The following is a 26564-nucleotide window of genomic DNA, read 5'->3' on the forward strand; positions in this document are numbered from 1 at the left end:
TTAAAGTTTGGTTTAGGCTAAAATATCCTTTACTAAATTCCCGTGAACATCTGTCAATCTCATGTCACGGCCCCCAAATCTGAAGGTCAATTGTTTGTGATCTATTCCCAGCAAATGCATAATGGTAGCATGAAGGTCATGTACCGTTACTTCGTTTTCTATTACCCGATATCCGTATTCATCCGTTTTTCCAAAGATAGTACCTCCCTTTACACCTGCTCCTGCCATCCACATACTAAATGCCGATGGGTTATGGTCCCTTCCATCCGATCCCTGTGCGAAGGGTGTTCTTCCAAATTCTCCGGTCCACACCACCAATGTTTCCTCCAAGAGACCACGGGATTTTAAATCCTTGAGCAGTCCGGCTATAGGTTGATCGACGGCATGGGCGTTTCTTTCATGGCCTACCTTTAAGTTACTATGCTGGTCCCACCTATCGGCACCTACATTAGGGCAAGTAAGTTCTACAAACCTAACTCCACGTTCGATCAGCCTTCGGGCCAAAATACATTGGGAGGCATATCCTCTAAGATGGGGGTCGTCGGAATCCAATCCATATAATTTTTTGGTAGCCTCAGTCTCCTCTTTAAACTCGGTAAGCTCAGGAATGGAGGATTGCATTTTATACGCAAGTTCATAATTGGAAATTGCAGATTCCACGGCATCGGCCTCCCCTATTTTGCCTATTAAACTATCGTCCATTTGCTTAATAAACTGAAGTTTCTCCTCTTGAAGGTTTTTAATGCCTTCCCTTGGGTTGATATTGGCCACAGGCTCTGGACCTGCTTTAAAAACAGAAGCTTGGTACGAAGCCGGCAAGAATCCGTTCTTAAAATTATCCAATCCACCCGGAGGTATTAAACCTCCGTCCAGTACAACATAACCGGGAATATTTTTGTTTTCACTTCCCAAACCATAGTTCATCCAAGCGCCCATACTTGGCCTTCCCTGTAGTCCACTGCCCGTGTGTAAAAAATAATTGGCGTTGGTATGTTCCGGAAAGTTGGAAACCATAGATCGTATCAAGGCAATATCGTCCACGCAGGTTGCAATATGAGGAAAAAGGTCGCTCACTGGCATTCCACATTCTCCGTATTGCTTAAAATCCCAGGGGCTTTTTAATATTTTCCCTACATTGTCGAACTGTGTGGCATCTACCTTAAATTTCTTTCTTGGATCCTCCCCGTTCTCCTTGGCGAGACGTGGTTTGGGATCAAAGGAGTCCACTTGGGAAACTCCGCCATCCATATATAGGAAGATTACGTTTTTCGCTTTGGGCAAATAATGTGGTCCCAAATAAAGATTGGAAGCAGTTTCTAGGTGACTTGCCCTTTTGCAACCAAATGGCAGGGTACCAAATAGGCCCATAAAAGCCAATGATCCGAAACCTCCGGCCGATAAGCCTAACATTTCCCGCCGGGAAATCACTTTTGGTTTAGTATTGTGATGATGGCCCATTATATAAGGTATATAAATTCTTTTAAATTAAAAATACTATGGCAATACTCTTTCCAGACCTCCATTTCTTGGTTCTCCTCGGCATTTTCCTTTCCTTCCATAGTTCTTAACATATTAAAAAAACTGGAAGCCTTCTTTAGTTCTTCCGAAGTTGCCAAACGCGAAAAAGCCTGCATATAGATCCACTGCACTTTTTCTTCAAAACTGACCAATCCTTTTTCCATCAATTTTTCGGCCATAATTTCGGCCTGTTGTGCAACCAATGGATCGTTCATTAAAATCAAGGATTGCGAAGGCACATTGGTAACGTTCCTACTCCCAAAAGTGCTAAAGGGAATTGGACGATCGAAGGTGGTCATCATGGGCTCCAGGAAATTCCTCCTCACCTCCAAATATATACTTCTTCGCCCTTCCCCGTCTAAGGGACCCGATTTTCCTGGCCGTCCACGTCCTTGCATAAATTCAGTCAGATAAGTGGCCACCGGTGGCCCGTACATGGTGGAATCTAAACTTTCAGTAACAAACAGTATTCCATCGCGAATGGCCTCAGCCTCCAACCTTCTAACGGGAAAAGATGCCAAATAAATATTATTGGGATCCGCACTGGCAAGACCATCACTTCTCAAAGTACTTCTTTTAAAAGTCTCCGAAGTGACAATTGTCCTAATCATATTTTTTATGGACCAACCATCATTCTGAAATTTAACGGCCAAATAATCCAAGAGTTCCGGGTGAGAGGGTAATTTACCCTGTAGACCAAAATTATCAACAGTCTCTACTATCCCCTTGCCGAACAAATGGTGCCAAATCCGGTTTACCATTACTCTGGATGTCAAAGGGTTATCCTTGTTCAACATTACCTCCGCCAATTCCTTACGGCCGCTACCTTCAGATTTAAATATGGAATCGCCCAATGACAGTACCGATAAAAATCTCCTAGGAATATGTTCTTCAGAAGGCTCCTTATAATTGCCTCTATTAAAAACAGGACTATCAATTCCGTAGCCATCATATATTCCATTAAAAAAGGAATCGGTTTTTAATTTTTTGGCCAGCTGTTGGCTGCTATCCACCACCGTTTTCAATTCAGGGAAATTCAAAGGCAATTTTCCTTTCTTCAAATCCTTATTTAGCATTTTTACGTTCTCCGGGGAGATATCCAAGGTGGCCCAATTATCTTTGGTCTGTTCTGTACTAATATTATTTTCCAAATCGGCGGGCCATTCCCCGTCATAGGTCACGGCATATTGTGCCTCTATAAATGCATCCTCCTGCAGATTATATATATGGCGTTCATAGCCCCCAGGAATAATCTCAATATACGCCTTTCTACCTTTCCAGGCCGCAACGTTAAAAACAAAATTATTCCAGTTTTCGGTATTCACCTTTTGGTCCATTCCCCCGTAAATAGGATTTTGGATAAGTTGAAAATTGTCTATGATTATTCTGATACTACTATTTTGTCCAAGGGCTCTAACTCCAACAAAATCTTTATCTAAGACCATATTTGGGGATCGTAATGCTCCAAAAATTCCCGTCCCCATAAACTTGCTGGAAGCCTTTCCATCCTGTAATCCAAGTAATTTGCCCGTAGCTGGATCTACTATGGGATCGCCCAAGGTGGTCCGTTGTCCAAAAGCAAAGCCATCACTTGTCCATCCGTCAAAATCCATCCCTCTAAAATCACCTATTACGGTATAGTCTTTATTGGTTGAGGGGCCAGCGGTATTCTTTGCAAAATTTATCTTTTCATAATTATTTTTATCTGTGGACCATTTATCTGCCACTAATTTTCGCATATAGGACTTCAGTTTGACCAATTCATGGGCCGCCAACTTTTTTTCTTTACCAACATCGGCAGGAACAGGTGAAAATCTTGTACTTTCCATTACCCCATATAGCGCATAATAATCTGCCGCAGTAATAGGATCGAACTTATGGTCGTGACATTTTGCACAGGAAACCGTCAACCCCTGAAATGTCTTGGTAGTAACGTCGATCATATTATCAATCCGATCTGCCTCGTCTTGGCGCACATCTACAGGGCTATGGGTGCCCTCGCCCATAACAAAAAAAGTGGTACCGAGCCTAGATTCAGAAACACCAGTGTCCTTATTTTCCCTAGGGTTCTCCAATAAGTCCCCTGCGATATGTTCCTTCAAAATTTGATCGTAGGGTACATCTTCATTAAATGCCCTGATCAGATAGTCCCTGTATTTCCAGGCACCCGTTATGGTATAGTCAAATTCATGGCCCTTTGTTTCCGCATAGCGCACCAAGTCCATCCAATGTCGTGCCCATCGTTCCCCATAGGCAGAAGAATTCAGGTAACGGTCTACCATTTTTTCGTAAGCTACACTACTGGTATCCGAGATAAAATCATGTACTTCCTTAGGATTCGGAGGTAAACCTGTAAGTAAATAAGATACTCTGCGGATAAGTGAGTTTTTGTTGGAAACGGGAACTTTTTCCAAGCCTTTTTCATCCAAACGCTTGTCTATTAAAAAATCAATGGCCTTTGGATCCGATATCGCAATTTTCGTCTCTGGACTAATGAATGACCAATGTTCCTTCCATTCCGCGCCTTGATCGATCCATTTATTTAATAAGGCTTTCTCCCTCTCTGTAAGTTTTAGATTGGTCTCAGGTGGGGGCATCACCATTCCCGGATCCTCGTTATAAATACGCTGCACCAGATTACTTTTGGAAGTCTTCCCGGGTACAATAGCATGACCGCCTTCTTTAAGAGCCGCTGTAGCTCCTTCGTAAGTATCTAAGCGCAATTCCGCTTTTCTACTGCTAGGGTCGGGCCCATGGCACAAGTAACAATTCTGCACCAATATGGGTTTTACATGAAAATTAAAGTCGACCACCTTAGGTAAGGGTTCGGAGAATTTTTCTGATCGGTCACAGGAAATTCCTAAACCTGCAAGCGTACAAATTACAATCAGATTCTTTACTCTCCTGAAAATCATTATCAAAATTTTATAGTCATTGTCAAATATAAAGATCCAAAGCCTTAAATCCAACTATTTAAATTGCATGGATAGATATTAATTGTACCCTACTAAAACTAATGAATTGTAATTTATATACGTATAAAGAATGCGTCTAAAAAACTGACGTTTAAGTTGAAAGGAATTTCAAAACCCTGCGTCGAAGCCACCTCTCTTTGGCTAAAGGAAGGAGCTTTTTTGTTTTCGTCATCCGCACCATAAGGGAGAAATCACAATATTGGCTCAACAACGTTTTGAAAGCTAACCGTGAAGTAACCACTCTCATGAAAACATAAAATCACGTTTCCAAAAATGAAAACCTAGCTTGTGAGACTTCTCGTCGTCCCCAAAAAGGGACTCTGTCGAAGTGACAACTACAGTCATTTCGACCAATAGGGAGAAATCACACACCTAACTAAACATAAACATTAATTGGGTATATAATTTCCTAACTAGTAATAAGACGGATGAAACTTTTATAAAACCGTTGCATGTGCGACTCCGCTTGATAGGGGACTCCATCGAAGGGAGTATGCTTATACACAGGTGCGGATTAAAGCAGATCCTTTAAATCGGTAATTTTATTGATGATATGTACCGGATTGGGAACATCACCAAATCCGTATTTGGCAAAAACAAAAGGTATTTGGTTTCCATTCGCCGCCGTATTATCCCCTAGGGTATCCCCAATATAAATGGGTTTGGAGAGTTTGTTTCTTTCAATGATCATTTTTACATTTTCGGTCTTGGACTTTCCTGTATTTCCCGAACATTCAAAATCTTTGAAATAGGCGCCCAAACCATGGTATTCATAAAAGGCCTCGATATAACCAGCCTGACAATTACTAACTATATACAGATCGTACTTAGTCCCCAAGATCTTCAAGGTTTCTTCCAAGCCATGGTACAAAACCCCTCCGAAATCCTTAATGTCATTTACCTCCTGCACATAGCAACTGTTCATAACATCAAATTGTTGCTTTTCGCTTAGATATGGAAACAATTTCTTCCCTACCAGGTCGTGCTGCATTCCCAAAATACCCTGTATATCTTCCTCGGAAATAGGATTTTTAATACAATCAAAACCATTCAAAGCTGTATGCCAAGCCTTTATGCTCATCGGCATTGGGTCCCAAAGGGTACCATCCAGATCAAAAATGATGTTTTCAATATTATCCCTTAAATCACTCAGAGCCATTTTTTTAATGTTTTGAATAATATAGGTATTAAATTAAGTTGACTACCTCACCTGTTTCGGCCGATTTATAGGCAGCATCTACTATGTCCAATACCATTTGTCCTTCCATAAGTCCTGGAACTGGTTGTTGCCTAGTTTTGATACATTCTACAAAATATTCCATTTGACGGGTATAGATTATTTGGTCGCAATGATCTTCCCTTTTTGGAAGCTCTGGCACAGTTGTTACCGTACCTTCACCTTCTTTCATTTTTAAAAAAGTAGGAAACAGATTGGCATAACCTTTAGTCCCAAACAAGCTGGTACTGGCCTCCGGTCCGTCCATATGCGGATGCCACCATCCACTTTCTATTATACTTTCAGTACCATTGTCCCATGTAATGACCAAGATTGCCGTATCGTCTACGTCATAGTCCCCAAATTCCGTAGAAATTCTGGCATATACCTTGACGGGTCTTGGATCTCCCAAGATATATCTTACTGCATCAATGGCATGGACCCCCATATCTGCCAAGGCCCCGCCCCCTGCCAATTCCTTTTTGGTAAACCATCCGGAAGGACCCCAATTTTCATGAATTCCGTAGCCTTTGGTCTTAAAAACTCTTCCTATTGTTCCCGAGGCTACGGTATCCTTTATATAACGGGTATCGGTATCAAAACGCCACATATGACCCACCATCACCAATTGGTTATGTTTTTTAGCTACCTCTGCAATTTTCCTACCTTCATCACCGCTCATTCCCATGGGTTTTTCAAGAAAAACATCCTTGCCATTTTGCAAAAACTCTATGGCATAGGGAGCATGAAATTGATTGGGTGTGCTTATAATAACTGCATCCAGATCATCTCTTTTTACAAGCGATGAAATATCGTTCAAAGCCTCTTTTATATTATACTTAATGGCAAATTTTTGGGCATTATCCAGGTTTTTGGACACCACGGCCACAATTTCAACATCGGCTAGCGTTTGCAGTCCACGAGCATGATAATCCGATATAAATCCTGCGCCTATAAGGGCTATTCTGGTTTTCATCTGTTTAAAATTTTATAATTACTTTTTTATTAAAAGTTCATCAACAATTTCTCCGTCCTGATTGTAGGTTGTGTATTTCAAAGTTTTATCGGTCAAAGTCATATATTGATAAAACTGACCGTCCTTGAACCTCTTTTCAGCATAAGGTTCTTCCCCTATATCATCATGATTACCGTTGGTTCCAATAGATACTGCATAAACAGTCCCATCTTTAAAGGAATCCACAACCTTGCCATTATTCATAGGCTTAGACCGCATATAATAATGGATATGGCCAGACATCACCATATCAACATGATAGGTATCAAAAAGGCCACCCCATTCCTGTTGAATATCCAAATAGGGCTCTTCAAAATTAAAGGGAGGAAAATGAAACATGACGAATTTCCATGTGGCATTAGAATTTTTCAATTGATTCTCTATCCATTCGGTTTGTGCTTCATTGGGTTGGGTTGAATCGATCATTAGGAACAAAGCGTTCCCATATTTGAAGGCGTAAGTGCTTTCCGGATCCACTTTTTCAGGTCCGTTTGTGGGCAAACTAAAGAGTTGATAATACATCCAAGCTCCCAAACCATCCTGCCGATCATGATTTCCGGGGACGGGCATTAAGGGCCTATGTGAGAACACATCTTTGGAATATCCGAAAAACATGTCCCATTCCGTACGGTAAAGTCCTGTGGTCACAATATCGCCTGCAATAGAATAAAATGCCGTTTCCGGATGTCGGAGGTCCGCATCATTGAGTATTTGAGCCCATTTTGGATCCCTATGGGTATCCCCAAACCATATAAACGAAAACTCCTTGGCATCCTTGGCTTCGGTCTTAAAGTCCCTAACCGTAGACCATGACTTTTCTTCAACCGAACCTACACGATACTCATAGGTAGTACCAGCCTCCAAATTGTTCAGATTGGCTGTAAATCGATTTATATATCTGTCATTGTATAACATTCTATCTTCCATACCCGATACAGAGGCATTTAAGGCAATGGTGTCGGAAGTATTTTTCTTCCAATACTGTACTATTCCATCTTTTACGGTAGTATTGGTTCTCCATTGTACATCCATAGAATTTGTAGGATCCGCACTCCAGGTAAGCATAATCTGATCGGATTGATTGGAAGATGGGAATATCGTTTCTCGAAATGCTCCTTCTACATGTGCTTCCCGGGCCCTTCCCCTAACCGTAGTGAACAATACCTGACCCTCAAGTTCTTTAGGCAGTTCCGTAATTTTAAGGTCGGACCAGTCATGGTATGTAAAAGCTCCTTTTTTAAACACTTCCAAAGAATATTCCTCAGGATAGCGCTCGCCAATAGTAAGTTCCTCTTTGGATTTCTGCGAGCCTACAGAAATAAAATAGATGACTCCATTCCTGTCAAACCCTGGGATTCCCAGATTAACCCAACCCGCATCAAAATCCTTTTCCCAAACTTCATACTCATTAACTTCATTCTTTACCCTTTTATCCGTCTTTACAAAACCGCTTTCCTTAAGCCAAAAAGGTGCTTTATGATCAAGCTGTCTCATTAAAGAAACCGTTACAGGAACATTAACTTTAAAATATTGATAACGTGTAGCCAGTGTAGTTTTCTCGTCATCGGTCAAAAATTTGAGCATAAAAGCATCGTCAATGGAATCATAGTCCGTGGAGTCTACTTTTTCATACAATCTGGTGATTACATTATCCATTACCGCTTTTACAGAGGTCTGGTTCTGTTGTTCTTCCTTTTTGGTTTCGGAACAGGAAAAAATTAAAAAGACCGCAGAAAGAACTATATATCTTCTCATTTGATTACTATGCTTTTTTTTCAGTTTTTAAATATTATTATACTTGGTGACTAATTAGTTTTTGCAAAGGCATCCAACATATCCGCCAAGTGGTCTGTGAGAATAAAATCGACCCCCGCATCCAACAATTCCTTTACGCGACTTACCTCTTCGGAATGAAAATAATTGACCTGAACCCCATTATCCTTCAGCTTTTTTAAATCCGACAACATATTTTCATCGTCCCTGCTACTTCTTAATTGAAGAAATGCAAAGCCATTTTCTATGGTTCCATTTATATATTCAGCTCGAGTGGTTAAACGTTCCATGTTGCACATCATAATGTTCGGATTTACCTGTCTTACTCCTTTTGCCGTCTCGTTTTCACAGGCTATAACAGCCTGATGGATTCTGTCCGCTGTAATCACGGCTTCTGCTGTTGCCGCACCCAAACGTTCATCTCCCTTTAAATGGATATTAAGCCAGATATTTTTAGGCATAATGTCCAGCGCCTCCTTTAAAGTGGGAACCCTTTCTTTCTTAAACTCTTTGGATTTCCATTTGCCCGCGTCAAGTTTTTTAATTTTTCTCAGCGTAAACTCCCCAACTAGCCCACTTCGGTTAGTGGTCCTATCTACGCTTTTATCGTGCATAATAACCAACTGATTGTCCTTGGTCATTTGAACATCCAACTCTATCATTTGTGCGCCCAGTCTAATTGCCTCCCTAAAAGCTGCCAAAGTATTCTCCGGATGGGTTTCATTGGCACCCCTATGGGCACAAATGCCCTTTTGGGGCATACTATAATTTTCCTGGACAACCACGGAATCTTGGGCAAAAACAAGGTTGTTCCAAGTGAAAATAGCAAGAAGGCCTATAAAGAATTTCATCTGTTAAAATTTTTTTTAATCGGTCAGACCTGCCCGACTTCTTCATTCAGGCGAGTGTAATGCGCCATTGAACATCTCGTGAGTATCAAGAATTGTTATGGCTCATTTCATCTGTTCAAAATATTACTTTCTAATAGTTGCATCTGAAGGGCAACCAATACTTCCTTAGTTCATCAATTCCTCGGCGTGGGTATATATCTTTTTTATGGCCGTGGCCACTAAATCCATGTCGGCCTTGGTTCCCATCAGTACCTTATGGTGTACGCAAACAGATTCTTCCTTAAAAATACGTTCACAGACCGGTAGCGAAAATCTTTTTGGATCAATGGCTTTCCAATAGGCATCATTTAATTTGTGTCTGGAAGGTTTTGTGTGCGGCACATACAATGAGCAATTATTTAAAGGCTCATAACAAGCATCTACGATTATACCCAATTCCGCTTCCAGAGCAGATCTAAACTTCTCTATAGGCAAATTCTTGAACTTGCTTGAATCATAACGAAAAGCAAAATTGAAATAGGCCTTTTTGGTTTCCCTATCATCTTTTTTTAAAGGTGTCACCCCTTCTATTTCCTTTAGGAGCGTATTTAAATAAGCCCCATTGGCATCTCTATTTTCATTTTGCTCTGGCAACCTTTTTAAGCCTTCTACCAGTATAGCTGCTTGAAATTCGGTAATCCGATAGTTACCGGACTGTATAAAATTACCGTCATCACCATAATCCCCTATCCCTTTGTCCGCACCAATAAGCGAATCTCCTTCAGGCCTGCGACCAACATTTCTTAGGGCATCCATTTTCTCGGCTAAATCGGTATCATTTGTAGTAATAGACCCCCCTTCACCAGCAGTTAAATGTTTTGATAATTGAAAACTGAAACTACCTACATTACCTATACTTCCTGCTTTTTTACCTTTCCATTCCCCTCCGTGCTTGTGGGCGCAATCCTCAATTACATAAAGATTATGTTTTTTGGCAATGGCCATAATCGCATCCATATCCGCAAAAGCACCGTACAAATGAACTGGCATAATAGCCTTTGTTCTAGGAGTTATGGCCTTTTCAATTTCTTTTGGATCTATACACCAGGTATCCTCACAAATATCTACCAATATGGGAGTAGCATTTACGTCGATTACGGTGGCAGCAGTAGCTTGCCACGTTAGGCCAGGGACAATAACCTCGTCACCAACGCCTATACCCAAGGCTTCCAGCGCAATTTGCATGGTTATGGTACCGTTTACAACACATATAGAATGTTTTACCCCTGTATATTCCGCAAATAGTTTATTGAACTCCATTTCCTTTGGTCCATTATAGGACCAAACCCCACTATTCAGGACCTCTATCAGAGCAACTTCCTCTTCTTTCCCCCAAACCGGCCATTTAGGCCAAGGATTCTTATTAGTATCACGACTAGGTATGCCGCCATTTATTGCTAGTTTTTTCATTGTCAATGGTTGTTATAAAGTGATTTCGTTTATAATTTTTCAGGGTCCAATACTACGTGTTTCACGGTCTTTCTATTCCATGTATACACTATATGTATCATTCCGTCAGGGTTTTGAATCAGGGTGGGGTACGAATATTCCTCTCCCTTTTTGTCTGTTGTTGCCGTTAAGGGTTCCAAATCCAACACTCTCTTCCATGTTTTACCGTCCTGGGATAGGCCTACGCTCAAGGGAACCCTATCCTCGGATTCAATGGTGGTAGGATTATAGATCAATACATGCCGACCATCTTTTAGGGTAAGGGCATCAATCCCCGAGTCAGGATTGGGAAGATCCGTAGCAGTCATTTCGCTCCAGCTAAGTCCACCGTCATAGGACCAGTTTTGCCCTATTGCCCCCTGATAGGTCCTGCTTAATAATTGGATGGTATCGTTGCCGTGATCTAGGATAGCTGGTTGTATGGCCTTAAATGTCTTTCCATCGTTCAAAGGCGCCGTTTTGGTCCATGTTTTGCCAAAATCCACACTTCTTTCCAAATGAATTTTATGGCCTGCTGTTTCGCTCTCTGTACTAGAGGGAGAAAGAATATCCCCATTGGATAAGGTAACAGGCCTATTCTTTATTGGACCCAAAATACTGTCTGCCAACTTGATAGGGGCAGACCAACTAAGACCGTCATCTTCAGAGGTCTTGTACATTCCCCACCAGTATAATGGATCCGGACCAACTTTGTAAAAGAGTATCAAAGGCTTATTTTGAGGTTTAAAAAGAACCGGATTCCAACTTGGATATCGAATTCCATCTTCCTCCACACCGTTTGCAACCTCTACCGGAGTTGTCCATTTATCCCCAATTTTTCTAGAGACCCAGATACCTACGTCATTGTTTTTTTCTTCCGTTCCCCCAAACCAAGAAGCTACCAGTGTACCATTGCTGACATCTATAGTTGGCGCGTGACATTGGGGCGTTAGCCCTTGGCCAATGGGGTAAATATACTCTTCAAGGCTTATGGCAGGATGCTTTTCCGATGTTTCAGATTCATTTTCCTTCACCTTTTCCTTACAGGACAAGGCCGATATTAGAAGGGCAATGGCAACTATATATTTTTTACAAATTGGCATAGTAACAGTTATTAAAAGGCTGTTTATCAAAACAAGGAAAGGAATTCTGACTTGGGACTATTCCAAATTCCATCCCTCTACCTTCAATGCGGCCTCGGAAGTTCCTTTAAAATTGGCGCAAACCATGCGTTCTTCCCCTGGAAGTAAGTTTATAAAATTATCCTCCCAGAATATGGGCAGTATAAGTTCTCCTGTCTTGATATCCACTACCTTTAGGTTTATCAAAAATGCTATATGATCACTGTTGTTTTTGAGCTCTACCTTAATATTTTGTTGTTCTCCGTCCTGCTCAAAATAATGTGTTTGCTCCAACCGGGTTTTGGCTAGCCCGTTCAACTGGGTAAAGTCTGCATATACCTTACTGGGGGTGTGAAACGCAAATGGCCCCAAATCGGCCTCATAGTCAAGAACCTCTTCTTTGGTAGATAGCCAGTAAAAATTATTGCTGATCTCTACGCCCATTTTATCCAACAAACGAAGATCTACAAAATAGGTAGTGCTAAGCCCTTTCAGTTCCCCCAATGCGTAAATAGATTTTGATGAATCTGGATCCAGTGTAAATTCAACCTTATCCTCGAACAAAATTTCCGACCCTATGGAATATACTCTAATATGGGCAGTTAAATTCTCTATCTTCTCTAAACGGTCATTTATGGCATAAATGTGTTTATCTCCATAATTATATATCAGGCTTAAAGGCAAACACGCTTTTTGTGTAGCATATAATGCCGCTGTAGGATTTAAGTAATAATCATACAATTGCCAGTACATCTTAGGCCAGGCCGCATTCAACATCCATTGGACAATGCCCGTGGATTTCTTTTTATTGACCTGAAAAGCTTCGAACATAGGCCGCATAAGCTCATAGTTCATGGCCTGGGCCTTTTTATCGAACTCCTCCAAAGAACTTGGAGCCCCATATTTTTCCTTTATAGCCTTGGTAAACCTACTTATATCTGCAAATTCATACCGGCCACAGTGATAGTTCCATGATTCTCCAATGGGCCATAATTGCTCCTCGGGAATCATCTTTTTTAAACTTTCCAATTGAGGTACTTGGGCACCAGGACCTGTTTCCGTATTAAACCCATAGGCACCACCAAATTTGGTGTCCGTAAACCAATATACCGGTGCAGTATAGGCATAGGGACCCAACATTTTTACTCCGGACGAACCACTGATCTCGCTTATAACATCCTCACTTCCAATAACATGTTGGTCACTCCCCACTCCACCTGTGGAATTTAAATAAGGCCTTGTGGGATCATATTTGGCGAAGGTGTCTATATATTTTTGTTCCAATTCCGTAATCGGTACCTTGTCACTGGCAACGGTCCAAACAAAGATACTGGGATGGTTGCGCAGCCATATCACCTGATCCTCCCAGGCTTGGGCAACATGGGATATATGCTCTGGCTTATATACGCCTCCAAAACGCTCATTGACCGGCACTCCCATATGGATCTCATGTTCCCAATGACAGCTCCAACCTACCATTAACAGTATACCATGTTCATCGCAGAGGTCGTACAATTTGTGGTCCTTGCCCCAGAATCCTTCCAAACGAATACAATTCAGATTCATTTGCTTTACGTACTTCACTTGGGCCTCAATACTTTCATCGGTATCCATCAAGAGCATATCATCGGTCCACCCGCCACCTTTGATCAATACCTTTTGTCCATTTACTTTATATCCACGGTGAATATCATTTAACCAATAATCCTGTATATCGCGAATTCCAAATCTCAACTGGGTAGAATCCAAAACCTCTTCCTTGGCAACAAATTTTATATCAAGATCATAGAGATCGGGATTCCCCAAGTTAATTGGCCACCAAAGTTTTGGTTCCTTAAAATTAAGTCCAACAAACTCCTTACTGTCAAAGGTAATCAGCTCTTTATTATTTGGAGCTAAGCTTATGTTTTTCCTGAATACTATATCCCCTATAGTCCCTACTAAATCTCCAGATATTACTGTATTGGAATAGTTGGTCAGTTCTGCTGAAACAGTAAGATCAGCCTCTTTCAAGGTTTCAAGATTTACCTTGGTCTGTACAAAGGGTTTTTCAATTTGTACCCCGCCATGTAGGTGCAAGGTAACAGGTCTAAAAACACCCATATCCCCATCTGGTGGGGCGGGATTCCAATCTACAAATCCTATACTAAAATCTCCGGGTTGGGGTGGAATTACCTCAATGGCCAAAATATTTGATCCACTTTTAATATATGTACTTATATCAAAAGAGGTAATGCGAAATGCCCCGTCTATAGAGATGGAATCGGCTATGAGCTGTCCATTTAACCAAACATTGGCCTTATAGTTGATTCCATCAAATTTTAGGCTGGCAAACTCCTTGGATTGCTCCTTTGTAAGTTCAAAACTCGTAGTGTACCACCAGGATACCTTAAATAGTTCTGTTGGGATGATCTTTAAATTCTCCCCAAAATAGGGGTCTTCGTAAACCTTGTTGGCCACCAAAGTGCTCAAAACCGTTGAAGGAACAACGGCCGGAAACCAATTTTCCGAAATTGTGGACCTGGTAGAGATTTCACTCCCCTTTTCCGAAATTTTACTTGAACTCTGGATTCTCCAATTATCCGATAACTTTATTTGGAAGGACTTGTGCATTCTATATGTTTTATTATTCCTTCTTGGATTTTAATTTCTTTATGGTACTTTTTGCCTTCCACATCATTCCGCCACCAATAGATATTAGTATTAAACCAGCAGCCATATCGGTCATATGTTCTACAAAAGTTTCTGTATAGATCATTGCAAAAAGTACAATAACCCCAAAAGCCATAATGAAAAACCCAAGAGCATTGTTAATTTGAGCGGCCTTTAAACCCGCATTTATTTCATTTGTCTCCATATTTTTTTATTAAGGGGTTAAAAATGATTATAGATCGATGCCAAAATACTAAGTACGGCAATAGACCATAGTTTTAAATTGTTCCACCAGTGCCGATCCTCCTTGGCAATGCCCTGGTAAACATACTCCGTGGGCAACAATAGCACTAAAAAACCTATTAGTGCATACAAAGAAAGAAATATCATTTTTGCAGTTTCTTGCGAAACACCGGAAAGCCAGTCAAAATTGAACATATTACAGTTTTTTATTTTCCACTAAAATTTTTGAACTAAACACCAAGCCTTTAAGTTGTTCTTCGGTATGCTTCTTGGTAAGCAGACTTACAACGACATTAATTATAAACCCTAATAGGAAAGACCACCAGGAAATATAGAGAAAAGGATCTTCTATGGTGAAGAATTGCTCCTTAAATACATTTAGGTAAACAGCAAATCCAATACCTATTACCAATGCCGAAAGTCCTCCCCATTCCGTAGTTCGTTTCCAGAAGATACCCAAAAGGAGAATGGCGAATATTGGTCCTTGGAAATAGGACATAAAGGTTTGTATGGCCACATAAATCCCAGGGAAATCGCTGCTAATAGGTGAGGTAGCAACTCCTATAAGCAACAGTACCAAGGTAGTGATCTGTCCAACCTTTAAATAGTGTTTATCATCCGCCCCTTTTTTAATGAACGGTTCGTAGATATCCTTTGTAAATAAAGTGGCCGTTGAATTCAACAACGAATCCACACTGGACATAAGCCCCGCAAAAAATGCGGCGAACATAAGTCCAACCAAACCAGGAGGCAGAATGGATTTGATCATCATTGGAAGTGCCTGATCCCCATCTGCCAAACCGGGATGAACCACGACGGCCATAAGCCCAGGAAACAAAACCAAAATAGGGATAAACATTTTAAGGGCAGATCCAAAAATCATACTTGCCTTGGCGTGCCATTCGTTCTTGGCGGTAAGGCAGCGCTGCACAATAGATTGGTTACCTATCATATAAGCATTGGCCATAACAAAGGTTAGACCGAATAAAATTCCCGTCCAGGGAAAGGGCGATTTCGTATCCTGTGGTTGAATGATGTCGAAGTGGTTTCTATACTCAGGTCCCATTGTTGCAATTTTATCTACCATATTATCCCAACCTCCAACTTCGTAAAGACTTAGAAAAACCAAGGCGAAACCACCAATGAACATTATTACAAATTGCACAACATCGGTCATTATTACAGCAGTAATACCCCCAAAATAGGTATATAGACCAACAACACCCGCAGTGGCAACAATTGAAATCCAGATGGGCCACCCCATAAGAACATTTAATAGAACTGCACTGGCCCAAAAAAGAACCCCCAAATCCAAGGCAAAAAACAGGATCCAGGTAACCGAAGCAATGGTCCTTACCTTTTGGTTATACCTTCTTCCAAGGTATTCCGGTATAGTGTACATACCCCCGCGCCAGAAATAAGGAATAAAAATAAATGCCGCCAACAACATAGCCGGAACGGAACCTACCCAATCAAAGTTACCGACAGAAATACCATATCTATAAGCTTGACCGGAGACACCCACAAAATCCAATGCCCCAATGTCCGATACAACGATCGACATACCAATGGCCCAGAAAGGTAGACTTTTGCCTCCAAGAAAATAGTCTTCGGAACTATTGACAAATTTTTTGAAATATAGCCCCAATAATAACATTCCTATTATATAAGCTATTACTATAAAATAATCTATACCTGCTAACATTGTTTGGCATTTTGGTTAATTACCTACAAATTAAATCCAAATAGAGGTGATTGAATAAGTAAATCTTATTGCATTTGCATGATATATTGACATAAGACCTAGTTTTTTGACTTATTTCTTGATAATTAAGTTAAAATTGTAGCAGTTTCAGCATTTGATGAAACACCACTCCATTAATTATGTCATGATCTACCTATGGTAATATAGGTCATAACCCTACTCATTAAAACCATATAAACGGTCCCATATTTTCATGTGTTAAAGTTGTGTTATATACGTTTAAGAAACATTCTTGCCAAAAATCAAACATATCTTAACCTAAAATTTTCCATTTCTTAATATTAACCCTTATAGAGGTAAAATTCCATAGGTATCTAATAAAATACTATGCTTTTTGTCGATTATTTTACAATAGTTTTGTTAACGAAATGCTAATTACTCAACCAATTAATATAATGAATATGAAAAAAAGCAGCTTGAAATTTTTGACTTTCCTTTTGTTCAGCATGGTTTCTGGAATCATGTTAGCACAACAAGGTGTAACGGGAGTCGTCAGCAGTGATGATGGCGAATTGCTCCCTGGGGTGTCCGTGGTAGTTAAGGGAACTACCACTGGTGTAACCTCTGATTTTGATGGTATATACAGTATTACTGTTCCCAACAGTAGTGCTGTTTTGGTATTTTCCTATTTGGGAATGGAAACAAAGGAAGTAATTGTTGGTAACCAATCTACCCTCAATGTTACTATGGCAACCTCCTCCGAGCAATTGGACGAAGTTGTAGTAACCGCTCTTGGTATTTCCAGGGAAAAGAAATCTTTGGGGTATTCTGTAAGTGAGGTAGGTGGTGATGCTTTGGACAATGTGCCACAAGAGAACGTTTTAAACGCTCTTTCTGGTAAAGTGTCCGGGGTGAATATCAACTCTACTGGTGGTGCAGGTTCTACTGTAAACATTAATGTTAGGGGTGCAGCTTCATTATCCAGTGACAACCAACCATTATTTGTAATCGATGGTTCTCCTGTAATTAATACTGCTAACAACATTACAGAGATAGGTAGAGATAACAAAGTGGATTACGGTAATGCTATTTCGGATATCAATGCAGACGATATTGCCAGTGTTACTGTTCTAAAAGGTGCCAGTGCAGCAGCACTTTATGGTTCTAGGGCAGGTAACGGGGTTATATTAATTACAACCAAGTCTGGAAAATCAAAAAAAGGAATGGGAGTAACTATTAATTCCAGTACTGTTTTTGATATTCCTAGTCGTTTCTTAGATACCCACACTAGGTTTGCGACAGGTTCTAGACCTTATACAGAAGATAATTTCCCGGCGAATTCCTATGGTGCAATTGTCATCGGTGAAACTGCTTCAGCTTGGGCAGGTCCTGAACTGGACAAAGGTATCATGGCAATCCAATGGCCTTATAGTGCTTCTGAAATTGCTAGTGGTATTCCTGTTCCAAGGGAATTGAAGTCGTACAACAATGCAAAGAATTTCTTTCAAACGGCCATTACAACAACCAATAACATCTCTATCCAGGACAATACGGAAAAAATTAATTACAGGTTGTCCTATTCGGATTTAAAGAACAAGGGAAACATCCCGAATACGGATTTAAACAGACATAGCATCAGTTTAAATTCTTCATTAAAGTTAAACGATAAATTTACGGTTAGTACTAGTCTTAACTATACAAAATCTGGTGCGGACAACAGACCTGTTGGAAACCGTGGTGCTAACGCAGCACAGGCTGTTTACGAATTGAACCCACATATTGATGTGCGCGAAATGAAGGATTATTGGTTGCCAGGATACGAAGGCATCTTCCAAAATTCACCTTATAATTTTGGGGACGACCCAACAGAAACCGAATGGAACAACCCTTATTTCTTAGCTTACGAGAATAACAATGGTTTTGAAAGAAACAGGTTTTATGGTAATGTAAAAGGAGAGTGGAAAATCACCGATGATCTGACGGGTATGGTTCGTTACAACATGGATGAAATTAACGAAGTAAGAGAAACCAAATTGTCTAAAGGATATACTGGGGACATGAATGGGGCCTACGGTATCAACAAAATTTTCACAAATGAAACAAATGTCGATTTCTTATTAACTTACGCCAAAAGACTGGAAGGATGGGATTTCTCAATATCTGGAGGTGGTAACAAAAGGGTTTTAAAAGGAAACAATTTGTTAAATTCCACAATAAGTAGAGGATCTGGACTTTTAACACCAGGTTTGTTCACCTTATCCAATATTGCTAACGACAATTTAGTTTACTCGTATAACAGTTATGAAAAACAAGTAAACAGTTTGTATGGAATGGCTAGTATTGGTATTAAAGATATGTTCTATGTAGATGTTACTGGAAGAAATGATTGGTCCAGCACCTTGCCAGATAATAACAATTCTTATTTTTACCCTTCCGTATCAACTAGTTTATTGGTTAATAGGCTTCTTGGTTTTGGCAATGGGGTATCCTTATTTAAACTTCGTGGAGGTTATGCTGAAGTAGGTAACGATACTGGGGCATACAACCTACAACCTACTTTAAGTGGTGGTTCCTCATGGGGATCAGGATCTTTGTTATCCGTGCCTTCTACGCTACTTAACCCAGATTTAAAACCAGAAAGTATTACATCTTGGGAAGGAGGAGCTGATTTGGCCTTCTTTAACAACAGGCTAAGTATGGATTTCACTTATTACACTGCCGACAACGAAAATCAAATTTTTGGAATTGCTCTTCCTATCTCCTCAGGATATAGCTCTAAAAACACCAATGCTGGTCTTTTGAGAAGTACAGGTATAGAAGCTGGTTTAAATGCTAACATTATAAACTCCAAGGATTGGCGTTGGGATATGGGCTTCGTGTTTAACAGAAACCGAACCAAGGTGATTGAATTGGCTGAAGGTATGAATTCCATTACGTTTTGGACCGATGCCCGTGGTGGTGCTATAACTTGGGTTGGTGAAGAAATAGGAAATATTTTTGATGCCGCTCTAGTGCGTGTTGAAGATCCAAACTCGCCTTATTTTGGCTGGCCTATAATTGATGATTCTGGTTTCGAGAATAGCGACAGAACCAGAGAAGACGCAGACGGAAACAGGGTTGCCCCAATTATTGGAAACTTTAACCCAGATTTCACTTTAGGGATGACAACATCTGCATCCTATAAGAACTGGAGCATCTCCATGAATTTTGACTGGAGAAAAGGCGGACAGTTTGTTTCGCAAACTCACAGATACGGAGAATCTGATTTACATACCCAACGATGGATTGATAAATTGCATAATTTTAATGACATTACCGATGTTCCTGCCTATTTAAGAGAAAATGCAGACCAATTCTTATCAGAAAATGGTGAATTCTATGTATTGGTAGGTGGACCTACAGCAGCTGATGGCGGGTATTCATTAACTGAAGGTGGAATTACATTGAACGATGGTGTATTTATGCCTGGTGTACAAGGGGATTATGACGATAACGGTAACTTTGTGGCAACAGCCGAAAACTTAGGCGGTCCTGGAACTGTAATTACAAGATACCAAGATCACTACGGATGGGACTTTACTAGAAATGCAACTTTTGATTCTGATTTCTTAAAATTAAGAGAAATTTCACTTACTTATTCCGTGCCAAGTAAACATATTAAGCAAATAGGACTTCAAAATCTAAATATATCTTTATTTAGCCGAAATATTATCTTATGGACCAAGGCCGATATAGGAATCGACCCTGAGATGGCTTTCCAGCACGAATCAAGTACACAAGGAGGAAGTGGTATCCAATTTAAGCAAGGTATTGAGCGCTTTAACATAAGTCCATTTACCATTCCAGTAGGTTTCAAACTTAACGTAAGTTTCTAATTAGGCACTTTAAACAAAAAACAAAAAATCATGAGTAAAATAAATAAGATATTTAAACTATTTCTCGTAGTTTGTCTACTGTCCGCTACTTCATGCGACAATGAGCTTACAGAAATTAACCAAAACCCCAACGGGGTAGATCCTAGCCAAGGCAATCCAAGTTTTCTATTAACGCAAGTGATGGTGAATACTGCTTTGGACGTAGGTAATAAAGGCTATAGTGGAGAACTTTCTGCCTTTGTGCAATACACCCAAAAAGATGCTTGGGGCAACAACAATTACGATTGGGATGGTAGTGGATGGGACACCTACTATGGAAACTTGCGTAGTGCTAAATTGGCACTACAACGGTCTCAAGAATTAGGTTATACCTTACATGAAGCTATTGCCAAAATATTAATGGCGCAGAACTTTATTACTGTGGCAGATTACTATGGAGACGTACCTTATTCCAATGCGGTACAAGCGGACGAGGATGTTATTCTACCAACATACGATTCTCAAGAAGCAGTTTATAAAGGGGCTATTGCTGATTTTGTAGCTGCTGCAGCTACAATATCCAACAATATGGGTAACCTAGAGGCCTTTGGTGCCAGCCAAGATATTTTCTTTGGAGGCGACGCCGAAAAATGGATGAGATATGCCAACTCCTTGGCCCTACGGTATTACATGCGATTGTCAGAAAAAGACCCATCTTATGCCCAAGCAGGTGTTACAGCCACATTGGCGAAACCTTTGATCAGCAGTGTGGATGAGGAGTGCGCTTTGGCCTATACAGGCACAGATGCCAATTCCTCTCAGCCAAGTAACAGCTCAACAGGAGGAGCATCCGCCTTCAACCGTGTTAAACCTTGTACTACTTTTACTGATAGATTAGGGGAACTTAATGACCCAAGAGCTAACATTTGGTTTGCACCTGTTGCAATTCCAATTAAAGTTGTGGCTGCCGCAGACGTGCCAGGTGGAGAAGATGATGTAGTTGTAGATGGAGTACGTTATATCAATGAAGAAACTCTTGCAGATAATGGTTTAAAGATATATGACAAAAATACTTGGAAAGCCGATCGTTTGGCCGGATTAAGTTTAGTAGATACTAGTAGTACCTATGTGGGTCTCCCAGTATCGTATCAAGGATCAGAGCCATACACTTATAACTTGAACCCTAACCCGGTACAAGGTGGAGGCAATGTACATGTTTCTTTAATGAACGATCAGTTTAAAGACGCTAGTGGTGAATTCTTAAAAGCTAGGGTTTTGTCCTATGCAGAAGTTTGTTTCTTAAAAGCAGAAGCTGCCCTAAAAGGTTGGGGTTCAGATGCAGAAGGAAATTATAACAAAGGGGTACAAGCATCTTTGGAAACTTGGGGAATTGGTGATGAATATGCGGATTATATAGATAATACCGAAGTTGCTTATAACGGAACACTGGCCCAGGTCATGGAACAAAAATGGATTGCCAACTTTGCTACTGCTTCTGAAGCATATTTGGATTGGAGAAGAACTGGATTACCTGATCTTCAGACAGGTCCTTTCGCCCTATCGTCAGTAATCCCGGTTCGTTTTCAGTATCCTGATGAAGAAAGAAATATTAATGAAGCTAATTACAATGCAGCATTATCTTCTTTGGAAACAACCAGCTATACGAACGATGTGCCTGGAAAATACGAAAACGACACCCCTTGGTCCAAACCTTGGATATTACAGGGAGTTACAAAGCCTTGGTAAATAAAGATTGAGTTTCATTTATTGAGTATTGAGTTAGTTTTAGAATGCCCCGGGAAACCGGGGCATTTTTTATTCCTTCCCATCAAGGACAAAAAAAGGTATCAAATATAATCTAGGAATCAATAGTTTATTCCCGAGCCACCATCATAATTCCCTTAAAGTATGCTGGTCATCTTTTACTCGACACCGACTTAATCCGTAGAATTTGGCGCACTAAACAGTACAGCTATCGCCTTCTTTTTTTACTCCCAATTTAAATAAAATCTTTTCCATAAGGCACCATTGGGTAAATGCAGATTGAAAAAGGTTGACCCCGACAAAAACGGTAAACCACAACCAGTTTATGTTTACGTATACGGCCAATACAACACTAATAACTACAAAAGCCCCGGCAATTGCCCTAATATATCTGTTGATCATAATATTATTTTTTAAAGGTTATTAAATATACTTTTCTATGGGAACCACGGCAGCCCTTATGGGATTGTTGGTTTCCAAATTATTGTTGAATTCAGAGATAAGTTGAAAAAGGATTTCAATATTCTCTTCTGTGGTAAAGGAAAAAAACATAGTTGATCCTACGCCTCCTTTTTGACTTGGGAACCAATTTGATGCCATTAACATCGTAGCAGGATTTTTATACCCATCAATATCGGAACCACTAAAGCTTTCAATATTGGCTTTTTTAAAGAGTTTTAGAATTTCCTTATCGTACTCCTCCACAACGGTTACTATGAGTAGTTTCATTATTATATATTTTTAGTTTCAATTGTATTGCTATTATGCCTCATTGGGCCATAGCCTTCAATAGGCTTTACCGGGGTCTCTTCGACTACGCTCAGAGACCGGTCCTTAAAAATTTGAAAAATACCCATTTCCAACATGGACTAAATCAATTTCCTAGGGCGCTCCCTTCGACTCCGCTCAGGGACCAGCAAAAGAACCTCATTTAAAATCTCAATTACTTATAGTTCTTCCTTTCTATCATATAATACACCAAAGGCACTACCAACAATGTTAGCACCGTGGATACAATGGTACCGCCCATCAAAGAAATAGCTAGCCCTTGGAAAATGGGATCGAACAGGATTACAAACGCCCCAATAACCACGGTTCCCGCTGTTAAAAGAATAGGGGTAGTCCTTACGGCACCAGCCTCTATTACTGCCAGCTTTAAAGGAATACCTTCCGCCAATCGCAGATTAATAAAATCGATCAACAAGACCGAATTCCGAACCATTATACCCGCTAGGGCAATCATTCCAATAAAGGAAGTTGCTGTGAAAAAAGCATCCAACATCCAATGCCCCAATACAATCCCGATCAAGGAAAGTGGTATGGCCACCATCATTACAACTGGAGCCTTAAAATTCTGGAACCAGCCCACAATTAAGATATAGATGATGAAAATTACCCCTAGGAAGGCTAATCCCAGATCCCGGAATACCTCCAAGGTAATCTGCCATTCCCCATCCCATTTTACGGTATAATTATCCTCAAAATCAGGTTGCTTTATATACAGCTCATCAATGGAATATCCCTTTGGCAAATTCATTCCCTTTAATTTATCGGTCATTCCCAAAATTGCATACACCGGACTTTCCAGATCCCCGGCCATATCGGCCAGTACATAGACCACCCTCTTTTGGTTTTTTCTATATATAGTCTTTGCCCTTGTGGTCTGCTCTATAGCTACCAAATCTGCTATAGGGACCATATTACCTTGCTGGGATTTCACCTTCAATTGGGCAATATCCTGAATAGTGGATTTCTCCTTTTCCTCCAAGGCCAATATCAAACCTATTTGATTGGAAGCATTTTCATCGTACAGGTTGGTCACCGCTCTCTCCGAAAGGGCCATATTCATGGTATGTGCAATTTGCACGGGTGCCACACCATAAAGCATTGCCTTTTCCTTGTCTATGATAAACTCATACTCCACCTGATCGGCTTCTACCATCCAATCCACATCCACCACATCTGGGGTGTTCTTCAAAATCTGCTGTACCTGGTCCGCAATATCCATCTGTGTATCGTAATCAGGTCCATATATTTCCCCAACAATGGTAGAAAGCACTGGAGGTCCAGGTGGTACCTCAACAATCTTCACGTTGGCATTGTACTTATTCCCAATACGTTGGATCTCTGGACGCAATAAACTGGCTATCTCATGACTTTGGGCAGTTCGGTCGCCCTTATCCAATAAATTCACCTGAATATCGGCCATATTACTTCCTCCCCTCATATCGTAATGACGTACAAGTCCGTTAAAAGTAATTGGTGCGGAAGTACCTACATAACTCTGGTAGTTTATCACTTCGGGACGAGTGTTCAGGTATTGGGCAATCTCCCCGGCCACCACTGCCGTACGTTCCAAAGTAGTACCCTCGGGCATATCTATGACCACCTGAAATTCGTTCTTATTATCGAACGGCAACATTTTTACCGCTACCGATTTGGTAAAGAACATCCCTATGGAACCCAATAACAACAAAAATGTAATTCCTAAAAACAACCAACGTGTTTTCTTGTTTTCGATCAAAGGACTTTCAAACTTGTTGTACACTCTGTAGATAAAAGTTTCCTCTAAAGGTTTTTCTACCTTTTCCTCTCCTTTTTTATCCTTCTCTTTAAGAAATATATACCCTAAATAAGGAGTAATCGTCAAGGCAACAAAAAGGGACAATAACATGGCAATTGAAGCTCCAATAGGCATCGGCGACATATAGGGCCCCATAAGACCGGAAACAAAAGCCATGGGCAATACGGATGCAATTACCGTAAAAGTGGCCAATATAGTTGGGTTGCCCACTTCATTTATAGCGTACAATGCCGCCTGTTTAAACGGCAAGCGTTTCATTTTAAAATGCCGGTGCATGTTTTCGGCAATAATAATGGAGTCGTCCACCACAATACCCGTTACGAAAACCAATGCAAATAAGGTGATACGGTTCAAGGTATAGTCCAACAAATAATAACTCAACAAGGTCAGGGCAAAGGTGATGGGTACGGATAGAAACACGACCAATCCTCCACGCCATCCCATGGCCAACATCACAACAAAGGTTACCGCTATTATGGCGCCAATAAGGTGCATCAATAATTCCGATACCTTATGGGAAGCCGTTTCCCCGTAATTTCGGGTTACCTCCACATGCACATCATCTGGAATAAGATTCTTTTTCAAATGATCTACTTTCTCCAAAATAATATCCGAAATATTCATGGCGTCCGCTCCTTTGCGCTTGGCTATGGAAATGGTTACGGCAGGATATTCGGACTTGTAGGTTTCCCCTTTTTCACTTCCCTTTCCAAAACCTAGGGATACGTATTCCTTAGGAATTTCTGGTCCATCCTGTATACTGGCAATTTGCTTCAAATAAATGGGACGATTTTGTTGTACACCTACCACCAAATTTTCCACATCGGTAGCAGATTCCAGGAATTTACCTGTTGTCACCATGAATTCGGTGTCATTTTTATCAAATGTACCACCGCTTATTTGTTGGTTATTGGCTTTGATCATTTCGGCAATGGTAAGAAAATCCAATCCGCTTTCCGCCAATTTATCCTTGTCCAATACCACACGCAATTGACGGTTACGCCCGCCTATCTTTTGGGTAGCGGAAACATCGTTTACTTTTTCAATTTCATCCGTAAGTTCCTGGGCAATTTGCTTTAGTTGGTAATCGTCATAAGTCTCACTCCATAAGGTAAGTCCCAACATAGGAACATCATCTATAGCCCTGGTTTTTATCAAAGGATAAGTAACGCCTTGCGGCATTTCATCCATATGCTTGTTGATCTCGTTCTGTAGTTTAACAAAAGAACGTTCTATATCCTCACCTACATAAAACTGCACTATAACCATCCCCTGTTCCTCCATAGAGGTAGAGTAGACGTATTCTACACCTTTAATATTGGAGATTAACTTTTCAAGGGGTTTGGTTACCCTGCTTTCAACTTCGGTGGGACTGGCCCCTGGGTAACCCACAAAGATATCGGCCATGGGTACATCTATCTGTGGCTCCTCCTCCCTTGGTATCAAGAAAGAACTGTATACCCCAATGACCATGAATACGATCATTAGAAGGACCGTTAACTTAGATCCTATAAATGCTTTGGCAATTTTGCCTGCTAATCCTTCTTTCATCTTTTTATTTTGTTTTTGTTTTTGGGCGTTACCTTCGCTAATTCTTGTCTTTGTCTAGAATGCTCCTTATACTTTTAACGTCTTTTTATATACCTACAAGGTTTTGGAAACCTTGCAGGTATAGTGGTCTTGGAGACCTTGCAGGAAGATCATTCAGAAAAGCTCAGGTCGGGCTTTCCGCTTTTACTCCCCATCCTTTTCAGCCTAAATCCGCTAAAAAGTCGTGAGGTAACCGCTGCAATCCCTAACGCAAATCCATTTTTTTCAAACTTTGG

At 40.5% G+C, this 26564-nt stretch carries 17 protein-coding genes; 2 read left to right on the forward strand and 15 right to left on the reverse strand.

From position 1 onward, the window contains the following. Positions 1-12: 12 nt before the first annotated feature. The 12 genes from LV92_RS05695 to LV92_RS05750 form a co-directional block, all read right to left on the reverse strand. Positions 13-1410, reverse strand: coding sequence for a DUF1501 domain-containing protein (locus tag LV92_RS05695; RefSeq protein ID WP_111622972.1), 1398 nt, complete (start codon positions 1408-1410; stop codon positions 13-15). Positions 1411-1457: 47 nt separating this feature from the next. After that, complete coding sequence (locus LV92_RS05700) at positions 1458-4433, reverse strand: PSD1 and planctomycete cytochrome C domain-containing protein (RefSeq protein WP_245946271.1); 2976 nt, start codon at positions 4431-4433, stop codon at positions 1458-1460. Positions 4434-5007: 574 nt separating this feature from the next. Beyond that, positions 5008-5652, reverse strand: a complete 645-nt coding sequence (locus tag LV92_RS05705) for an HAD family hydrolase (protein WP_211322936.1) — start codon at positions 5650-5652, stop codon at positions 5008-5010. 28 nt (positions 5653-5680) lie between these two features. Further along, positions 5681-6685 carry a Gfo/Idh/MocA family protein gene (locus LV92_RS05710; protein ID WP_111622682.1) on the reverse strand — a complete coding sequence of 335 codons (1005 nt, stop codon included), beginning with the start codon at positions 6683-6685 and terminating at the stop codon, positions 5681-5683. Positions 6686-6703: 18 nt separating this feature from the next. Beyond that, the gene (locus LV92_RS05715) at positions 6704-8479 is read right to left on the reverse strand and encodes a purple acid phosphatase family protein (RefSeq protein WP_111622683.1); all 1776 of its coding nucleotides are present in this window, start codon (positions 8477-8479) and stop codon (positions 6704-6706) included. Positions 8480-8529: 50 nt separating this feature from the next. Further along, positions 8530-9348 (reverse strand): glycerophosphodiester phosphodiesterase, encoded by an 819-nt coding sequence (locus tag LV92_RS05720; protein ID WP_111622684.1) that lies wholly within the window; start codon positions 9346-9348, stop codon positions 8530-8532. Positions 9349-9513: 165 nt separating this feature from the next. After that, the gene (locus LV92_RS05725) at positions 9514-10797 is read right to left on the reverse strand and encodes a DegT/DnrJ/EryC1/StrS family aminotransferase (protein WP_111622685.1); all 1284 of its coding nucleotides are present in this window, start codon (positions 10795-10797) and stop codon (positions 9514-9516) included. Between the two features lie 29 nt (positions 10798-10826). After that, positions 10827-11918: a sialidase family protein gene (locus tag LV92_RS05730; RefSeq protein WP_111622686.1), complete on the reverse strand. Its 1092-nt coding sequence runs from the start codon at positions 11916-11918 to the stop codon at positions 10827-10829. Positions 11919-11975: 57 nt separating this feature from the next. After that, the gene (locus LV92_RS05735) at positions 11976-14549 is read right to left on the reverse strand and encodes a glycosyl hydrolase 2 galactose-binding domain-containing protein (RefSeq protein WP_111622687.1); all 2574 of its coding nucleotides are present in this window, start codon (positions 14547-14549) and stop codon (positions 11976-11978) included. A 13-nt stretch (positions 14550-14562) separates the two neighbouring features. Next, positions 14563-14793 carry a hypothetical protein gene (locus LV92_RS05740; RefSeq protein WP_111622688.1) on the reverse strand — a complete coding sequence of 77 codons (231 nt, stop codon included), beginning with the start codon at positions 14791-14793 and terminating at the stop codon, positions 14563-14565. Between the two features lie 17 nt (positions 14794-14810). After that, complete coding sequence (locus LV92_RS05745; RefSeq protein WP_111622689.1) at positions 14811-15026, reverse strand: hypothetical protein; 216 nt, start codon at positions 15024-15026, stop codon at positions 14811-14813. 1 nt (position 15027) lies between these two features. Further along, positions 15028-16536, reverse strand: a complete 1509-nt coding sequence (locus tag LV92_RS05750; protein ID WP_111622690.1) for a sodium:solute symporter family protein — start codon at positions 16534-16536, stop codon at positions 15028-15030. Between the two features lie 461 nt (positions 16537-16997). On the opposite strand from LV92_RS05750, the gene LV92_RS05755 reads away from it, so the two are divergent. Together LV92_RS05755 and LV92_RS05760 are read left to right on the forward strand one after the other, a co-directional pair. Next, positions 16998-20411 carry a SusC/RagA family TonB-linked outer membrane protein gene (locus LV92_RS05755; RefSeq protein ID WP_111622975.1) on the forward strand — a complete coding sequence of 1138 codons (3414 nt, stop codon included), beginning with the start codon at positions 16998-17000 and terminating at the stop codon, positions 20409-20411. A gap of 30 nt (positions 20412-20441) precedes the next feature. Further along, positions 20442-22136, forward strand: a complete 1695-nt coding sequence (locus tag LV92_RS05760; RefSeq protein WP_111622691.1) for a SusD/RagB family nutrient-binding outer membrane lipoprotein — start codon at positions 20442-20444, stop codon at positions 22134-22136. Positions 22137-22349: 213 nt separating this feature from the next. Here the strand turns inward: LV92_RS05760 and LV92_RS05765 are convergent, their stop codons facing one another. The 3 genes from LV92_RS05765 to LV92_RS05775 all read right to left on the reverse strand — a co-directional run bounded on the left by LV92_RS05765 (position 22350) and on the right by LV92_RS05775 (position 26289). Beyond that, a complete protein-coding gene (locus LV92_RS05765) occupies positions 22350-22556 on the reverse strand; it encodes a YgaP family membrane protein (protein ID WP_031445982.1) in 207 nt (68 codons plus the stop codon). Between the two features lie 21 nt (positions 22557-22577). Then, on the reverse strand, positions 22578-22883 hold the full coding sequence (locus tag LV92_RS05770; protein ID WP_111622692.1) for a carbohydrate kinase family protein: 306 nt from the start codon (positions 22881-22883) through the stop codon (positions 22578-22580). Positions 22884-23097: 214 nt separating this feature from the next. Then, complete coding sequence (locus LV92_RS05775) at positions 23098-26289, reverse strand: efflux RND transporter permease subunit (protein WP_111622693.1); 3192 nt, start codon at positions 26287-26289, stop codon at positions 23098-23100. Positions 26290-26564: the final 275 nt, after the last annotated feature.

It is taken from the genome of Arenibacter echinorum (genome assembly GCF_003259375.1).
Classification (GTDB): domain Bacteria; phylum Bacteroidota; class Bacteroidia; order Flavobacteriales; family Flavobacteriaceae; genus Arenibacter; species Arenibacter echinorum.

Excerpts from the sequence above, each read along its gene's own strand:
- LV92_RS05695 (WP_111622972.1), bottom strand. The coding sequence starts at position 1,410 with ATGTTAGGCTTATCGGCCGGAGGTTTCGGATCATTGGCTTTTATGGGC.
- LV92_RS05700 (WP_245946271.1), bottom strand. The coding sequence starts at position 4,433 with ATGATTTTCAGGAGAGTAAAGAATCTGATTGTAATTTGTACGCTTGCA.
- LV92_RS05705 (WP_211322936.1), bottom strand. The coding sequence starts at position 5,652 with ATGGCTCTGAGTGATTTAAGGGATAATATTGAAAACATCATTTTTGAT.
- LV92_RS05710 (WP_111622682.1), bottom strand. The coding sequence starts at position 6,685 with ATGAAAACCAGAATAGCCCTTATAGGCGCAGGATTTATATCGGATTAT.
- LV92_RS05715 (WP_111622683.1), bottom strand. The coding sequence starts at position 8,479 with ATGAGAAGATATATAGTTCTTTCTGCGGTCTTTTTAATTTTTTCCTGT.
- LV92_RS05720 (WP_111622684.1), bottom strand. The coding sequence starts at position 9,348 with ATGAAATTCTTTATAGGCCTTCTTGCTATTTTCACTTGGAACAACCTT.
- LV92_RS05725 (WP_111622685.1), bottom strand. The coding sequence starts at position 10,797 with ATGAAAAAACTAGCAATAAATGGCGGCATACCTAGTCGTGATACTAAT.
- LV92_RS05730 (WP_111622686.1), bottom strand. The coding sequence starts at position 11,918 with ATGCCAATTTGTAAAAAATATATAGTTGCCATTGCCCTTCTAATATCG.
- LV92_RS05735 (WP_111622687.1), bottom strand. The coding sequence starts at position 14,549 with ATGCACAAGTCCTTCCAAATAAAGTTATCGGATAATTGGAGAATCCAG.
- LV92_RS05740 (WP_111622688.1), bottom strand. The coding sequence starts at position 14,793 with ATGGAGACAAATGAAATAAATGCGGGTTTAAAGGCCGCTCAAATTAAC.
- LV92_RS05745 (WP_111622689.1), bottom strand. The coding sequence starts at position 15,026 with ATGTTCAATTTTGACTGGCTTTCCGGTGTTTCGCAAGAAACTGCAAAA.
- LV92_RS05750 (WP_111622690.1), bottom strand. The coding sequence starts at position 16,536 with ATGTTAGCAGGTATAGATTATTTTATAGTAATAGCTTATATAATAGGA.
- LV92_RS05755 (WP_111622975.1), top strand. The coding sequence starts at position 16,998 with ATGAAAAAAAGCAGCTTGAAATTTTTGACTTTCCTTTTGTTCAGCATG.
- LV92_RS05760 (WP_111622691.1), top strand. The coding sequence starts at position 20,442 with ATGAGTAAAATAAATAAGATATTTAAACTATTTCTCGTAGTTTGTCTA.
- LV92_RS05765 (WP_031445982.1), bottom strand. The coding sequence starts at position 22,556 with ATGATCAACAGATATATTAGGGCAATTGCCGGGGCTTTTGTAGTTATT.
- LV92_RS05770 (WP_111622692.1), bottom strand. The coding sequence starts at position 22,883 with ATGAAACTACTCATAGTAACCGTTGTGGAGGAGTACGATAAGGAAATT.
- LV92_RS05775 (WP_111622693.1), bottom strand. The coding sequence starts at position 26,289 with ATGAAAGAAGGATTAGCAGGCAAAATTGCCAAAGCATTTATAGGATCT.